7 protein-coding genes and 2 pseudogenes are annotated in these 5,458 nt (G+C 36.7%); 7 read left to right on the forward strand and 2 right to left on the reverse strand.

Features of this window, described 5'->3' with window-relative positions; translation table 11 throughout:
- Positions 1-199 precede the first annotated feature (199 nt).
- Positions 200-475 (forward strand): SMI1/KNR4 family protein, encoded by a 276-nt coding sequence (locus CYK47_RS14880; protein ID WP_164709232.1) that lies wholly within the window; start codon positions 200-202, stop codon positions 473-475.
- Positions 476-492: 17 nt separating this feature from the next.
- Here CYK47_RS14880 and CYK47_RS14885 read toward each other — a convergent pair whose 3' ends face one another.
- Positions 493-1,038 (reverse strand): RNA 2'-phosphotransferase, encoded by a 546-nt coding sequence (locus tag CYK47_RS14885; RefSeq protein ID WP_122902565.1) that lies wholly within the window; start codon positions 1,036-1,038, stop codon positions 493-495.
- A gap of 88 nt (positions 1,039-1,126) precedes the next feature.
- Here CYK47_RS14885 and CYK47_RS14890 point away from each other — a divergent pair, with 88 nt between their 5' ends.
- The 6 genes and pseudogenes from CYK47_RS14890 to CYK47_RS14915 all read left to right on the forward strand — a co-directional run bounded on the left by CYK47_RS14890 (position 1,127) and on the right by CYK47_RS14915 (position 5,369).
- Complete coding sequence (locus CYK47_RS14890) at positions 1,127-2,170, forward strand: VENN motif pre-toxin domain-containing protein (protein WP_252150303.1); 1,044 nt, start codon at positions 1,127-1,129, stop codon at positions 2,168-2,170.
- On the forward strand, positions 2,171-2,707 hold the full coding sequence (locus CYK47_RS14895; RefSeq protein WP_122902562.1) for a hypothetical protein: 537 nt from the start codon (positions 2,171-2,173) through the stop codon (positions 2,705-2,707). It abuts the gene before it with no gap.
- Between the two features lie 54 nt (positions 2,708-2,761).
- Entirely contained in the window at positions 2,762-3,106 is a 345-nt protein-coding gene (locus CYK47_RS14900) for a transposase (RefSeq protein ID WP_228722483.1), read from the forward strand.
- Positions 2,995-4,390 (forward strand): annotated as a pseudogene (locus CYK47_RS14905) (hemagglutinin repeat-containing protein); the annotation flags it as partial. The gene CYK47_RS14900 and the pseudogene CYK47_RS14905, both read left to right, overlap by 112 nt.
- 75 nt (positions 4,391-4,465) lie before the next feature.
- Positions 4,466-4,729 (forward strand): hypothetical protein, encoded by a 264-nt coding sequence (locus tag CYK47_RS14910; RefSeq protein ID WP_122902563.1) that lies wholly within the window; start codon positions 4,466-4,468, stop codon positions 4,727-4,729.
- Between the two features lie 46 nt (positions 4,730-4,775).
- The gene (locus CYK47_RS14915) at positions 4,776-5,369 is read left to right on the forward strand and encodes a hypothetical protein (RefSeq protein ID WP_122902564.1); all 594 of its coding nucleotides are present in this window, start codon (positions 4,776-4,778) and stop codon (positions 5,367-5,369) included.
- Here the strand turns inward: CYK47_RS14915 and CYK47_RS14920 are convergent.
- Positions 5,337-5,458: pseudogene (locus CYK47_RS14920) on the reverse strand (IS3 family transposase); the annotation flags it as partial. The gene CYK47_RS14915 and the pseudogene CYK47_RS14920 overlap by 33 nt on opposite strands.

The following is a 5,458-nucleotide window of genomic DNA, read 5'->3' on the forward strand; positions in this document are numbered from 1 at the left end:
CAGTAAAAACTTGTCGAGGTACGCCAACCAAGCGTTTGAATTCAGAATCTGAAAAACGGTTTAATTTCTGATATCTCATGAAATTTATATGGAGGTGATTTTTACTTTCGCAAGAGGTCTAATGAAAGTAGAGAGTTTTACACCATATTCTAGTGATATTTTACCTCAATGATTTAAATATCCGAGCGAGTATTTGGCATTGTCAAAAGATACTTCTTCTTTAAGTACAATACCCAATTTTCGATGGTGGTTTATTAGTTCTGAAAATGAGGGTGGTAAATTATCTTATGAGATGAGAAAAAAGAATGGTTTAAATTTAATTCCCTTTGCACGTTATTTTGATTGGGCAGCATATTTTGATGGAGAGGATACAACAGGTAAGCCTATGGTTTATGTATTTGATTTAGGCGATATGCCATATCATATAATTTTTAAAGATTTTTCAGAATGGCTCGACAAGGCTTCCACATTTTAGCGAAAGCCTCAAAATTGTTAAAATGAAAAACTAATAAATTCCGTTGGAACGTTTTTAACTAACCATACATTATTTTCTGCTTCGTAGAATTGGAAACCTTTATCATGCATTTGCCAAGCATTAATTATTAAAATTTGAGGTTTACCATAACGAGTTCCAACGGAGAAAGCAGTATCTTTACATTCAGTGAGATGTACGTACTGCCGATCCTTGGGGACCAGACCTTGCTTTTTTATAGAGTCTAAAAAACGAGTAGCTGTGCCGTGGTACAAAAACTCTGGAGGTGTTTTCTCAGTAAACTTACGTTGGATGTTAACGTTAGAATGGCCTTGTATAGCTCGGATATTTAAGCCATCATCTGAAATCTGAAAACGTTTCTTATCACTATTTTTCACAATTGTTTGAATAGTTTCTAAAGTTAACTTTGTATTATTAATGGGTTGAGACTTTTCTATCAATTCATAAATATTGCCCCAACCTTCAGAATTTAACTCTAAATTAATTTCTTCTGGTTTATGCCGCAGGATGAAACTTAAATATTGACTAATTTCTTTCTCGCTCATTTTAGAAATTTTCATTGTTAAAAATTCGTAAGAATATTATACATACCTGAAAATAGCATCCAATACCCTTACACCATATGTAGCTCAGGTGATAGAAGGCCAGTTTGGTCATGATGAAGATAAAAACACGGCTACACAGTTGGTATCTCATGCGATATTACGTGCAACACTTGCTTATATTAATGGTGGAGACCCGACAGCAGGAAGCAGTGCAGCTGTTGCCAGTGAAGCAGCAGCGATCTATCTGACCAATCAATATAAAGATAAAAAAGAATATCAAGATGCAAATGGAGAATTCCAGCCGAACTTACTTCCTGAAAATGTTAAAGCACAGATACGTGATTTAACAGCAGGTATTGGCGCAGTGATAGGTGGAGCGGTAGGAGACTCAAGTTACAACGCGCAATTGGCTGGTGTGATTGGGCAGAATGCAGTGGAGAATAATGAATTATTCAAAGTAAATGATAAAGGTGACTTTATCGCATGTTTTGAGGTATTTGGACTTTCTTGTGCACCTAGACAGGGAGAAAGGGCTGCAACAGAGCAGGATATTAGAAATGGTGCAATCAATATTGCTATCGATGTAGCTACAGGAACAATTGTTGGACGTGCGGTTAAAGTAGTAAAAAATGGATATCAAATTGCAGATAAAGTCTTTAAAAATGTAAAAGATGCTACCAGAGCAATTGATAACAGTGCTTTATCTAGTGTTCAGAAACAACAATTGAAAGAGCAGTTGGCACAACAAGCAGGAATTCCTAGAGATATTGTAAATAACCCAGCTAGTTTATCGGGGAAAACGGTAGATCAAATTAAGCAATCTTTTGAAATGGATGGCGCTGTTCTGGAGCTATCAAAAGCAAATAGTAAGCAGTCAGGAAAGGCTATTGCATATAATGTGAAACAAAGTGCATCAGGAATAAAGCAAGTTCAATATCATCCCGGAAACGGTATTCATGAAGGAGATCAATATTATAAAATAGTAAAAACAGACGGAACAGAAATTCGAATTTTTGATCCTGTTAAAGATAAAGATTTTAAGCCGGGAACAATTACTTCTAAACAGATATATATGAATCAACAAGGACAAGTTTTACAATACACCACAAATAGTGGATGGAGTGTTAAATAAATGATCTATTTAGTTCCAGATATGAATGCAGAAGTTATTCCTGGGAAATCTGCAGCTGGTTTTGAGCTCGGAATATTATTTGATGATTTTATAAAGCAGATAGAATACAAGAAATTTGAGTCTCGCCATGACTATGATCCAAAATTTGAGAAAAAAGGAGTATGGGGAATATTTCATCGTGATGAAATGACATTCAACTTGGATCATATTAATGAGATCACTTGTAAGTTTGGAAATTCTATTCGGCTTGTTTTTGATATGAATGAATCAGGAAAATTAATCTGGATCTATTTATATGAAGGTTATAAAGGAAAATTGTTGAATAGATTAGGAATTGGAGACCGCCTAGATTCAGTAAAGGATGAATTTGATTTTGATTTTTACGGTGATGCTCATTACTTAAAATATAAGAAAGGTAGTCCACATTATGGTGATGTTGTTGGAGTTGAAATAGGGACAAATTATCTGGTTGAATATTCTGAAGAGTATCCAGATCAAATTGTGATAGGTTTTGGTGTATATATTTTTAGAGAGTAAAGGCTTGTTGCACAAAGCTATTCTTAAAGGCTTCTTCTGCAAAATATTTTCTAAATGAAGACGCCTGCACCTACAATCTACCGTACCACCAATTGGTCCTCGTATAACCAAGTTTTAACCAAACGAGGAAATATTTCAATCTGGTTTGATCCAAACACTCAGTGGTACGCACAAGTAGATAGTAATCAAGGTCGAAATCAAACTTATTCTGCTGTAGCCATTCAATGTTGCTTAATAATTAATTCCCTATTCCGTCTGTCTTTACGTATGGTCACAGGCTTTGTTCAAAGTCTAATGCTGAATCGGCGAAACAAGTTGGCCAAAGTAAAAATGACAGAGTCAATGCAATGGCAGCAGCTAATGCGGGCTTTGATACCTATAAAGCAGGACAGTCCATAGGGAAATTAAAAGACGCTCTAACTGGTACTGCCGCATTGAACCAATCGTTAGAGGTTGGAGTGAGCCTAACGTATGGTGAGCAGAAGAGTAAAGAAACGCGCCGTACAGAAAGTAATACTGCGAGTCAAAGCCAAGTTTACGCAGCTGGCAAAACCAATATTGTAGCGACTGGTGCAGGCAAAGATTCCAACATCAATCTTATTGGTTCTGATGTTGTGGGTTTACAAGGAACTTATTTAGCAGCAGACAACGATGTCAATATTAAAGCTGCAGAACAAAAAGTGATTGAAGAGTCAAATAACAAGAGTTTAGGCTGGAATGCAGGTGTAACCATCAGCAACCAAACAGGACTGGGGGTTAGCAGGCGGTAATCTTGGCAAATGCAAAGGCAATGGAGCTGATACAAGCTATGTAAATAGCCATGTTGGTTCAAAAGACAGTCTAACGACAATCAGTAGTGGCAATGCGGCCAATATTATTGGCGGGCAAGTTCAAGGTAAGGGCATCCAGATAGATGCCAATGAACTGAATGTTGAAAGCTTACAAGATAAAGCGACCTATAAGGGCAAACAGCAAGATATTTCAGGCCAAATAAGTGTAGGGACAAATGGCGGTAATGTATCAGGAAGCTTTAGTAAATCGAATGTTGATGCCAATTATGCATCAGTTAACGAGCAGTCTGGAATTTTTGCTGGTGATGACGGCTACCAAATCAAGGTTAAAAATAACACGGATCTAAAAGGTGCAATTATTACCTCTACGCAACAAGCAGAAGATCTAAAGAAAAATAGCCTTGATACAGGGACTTTGACTTATTCAAACATTCAAAATGAAAGTGAATACGATGCGAAAGGTATTAGTTTAAGTGCAGGGTTTAACGCAGGAAGAACTGATTCAACAGGACAAAAACAACCGAATACAGTGCCTTCATCGGCAAGTGAAATCGATCAACATGCATCAAGTATTACAGATGTAAGTAAGTCGGTTGGTTTTGGCCTAGACAGTGATAAAGACAGTAGTGTGACTCGAAGTGGAGTCAATACTTCAAATATTACGATACGAGAAACAATTTGTCAGGAAGAGCTGACAGGTAAAACAGCAGAGCAAATCAAATCTGAAATTTTAACGGATGTAACGACGGATACAGCACGAGAAAATAGTAGTGCGCTGAAGAACAACTTTGATAAAGAAAAAGTTCAAAGTGAAATTAATTTGCAGATGGATGTGACGAAGCAGTTTGGGGTGAATGCACCAAAAGCTGTAGCGGATTATTCACAACAGCTAGCTTTTAAACAACGACTATTAGGTAATGAATAAGAAGCTAAGAAATGGGATGAAGGAGGAGTATACCGAGTTGCTATGCATACAGCACTTGGGGCTATAGCAACAGGAGGTTTAGAGGGAGCTTTAGTAACAGGTGGTATTGCAGGTGCAGCACCACAATTAAATGATGTTCAGAGAGTTATTGTTCAATCATTGACGAATAAAGGAATGAAACAAGAGAATGCAGAAGCCGTTATTAATAGCGTAACAAGCCTTGCATTGATTAGTATTGGCTTGGGTTCTGGGTTAAGCACTGCCAGTATTGGAAGCGCTGTGAATGTAGATTCAAATAACAGATAACTTCATAGAGAAGAAGTTGACCTTATCCAAAACTTAGCAAAAGAATATGCAAAAAAAACAAGGGAGTAGTTTGGAAGAGGCCGAAACTCAACTTACAAGAGGGGCGCTATATAATATTGATGAGGGCTGGAAAGAGTCAATTGATAGTAAATTAGATGCTTCTGATATTGCAAAATATAATCAGGCTTATCAATATTTACTAGTAAAAACTAATAATGGTTCTGTAGATGGGATGAATTTGGATTTTTATAATTATACAGATTCGAAGGGTATCATTGTTGTAACTGCTATTTCAGATAGCTATAAAGGATATATTTCTGATCTAGAGGGCCAAAAAGCAGATATGTATATTGGGGAAGCTGGAAAAGGATTTACTGCCACGGCAGAAGATTTTAAAAATAAAGATATTTTCTTAACGAATACATTGGCTGGAAATACGAATAAAGATTCGGAATATTACAATGCTAAAAAAGAGTTTATTCAGAATTCAGCTGCAATTAAGGATAGTGAAATAAGCTTTTTTGAAGGACTTAGCTCATCTATAGATCGGGATATAAGTGAAGCGAAAGGAGCTGTTACAGGCTTTGCCACAGGTGCTAAAGTGATCCTAGACAGTATCGTGGACAACAAATCCCTCTAAATTCTTAAAATATTTCTGTTCAAAGGCTTCTGGGCTTAACCAGCCGTTTGCGGAATGCCTTCTGACCCGATTGTAATAAATCTCAATAT

Source organism: Acinetobacter sp. B51(2017), assembly GCF_003711395.1.
GTDB lineage: Bacteria > Pseudomonadota > Gammaproteobacteria > Pseudomonadales > Moraxellaceae > Acinetobacter.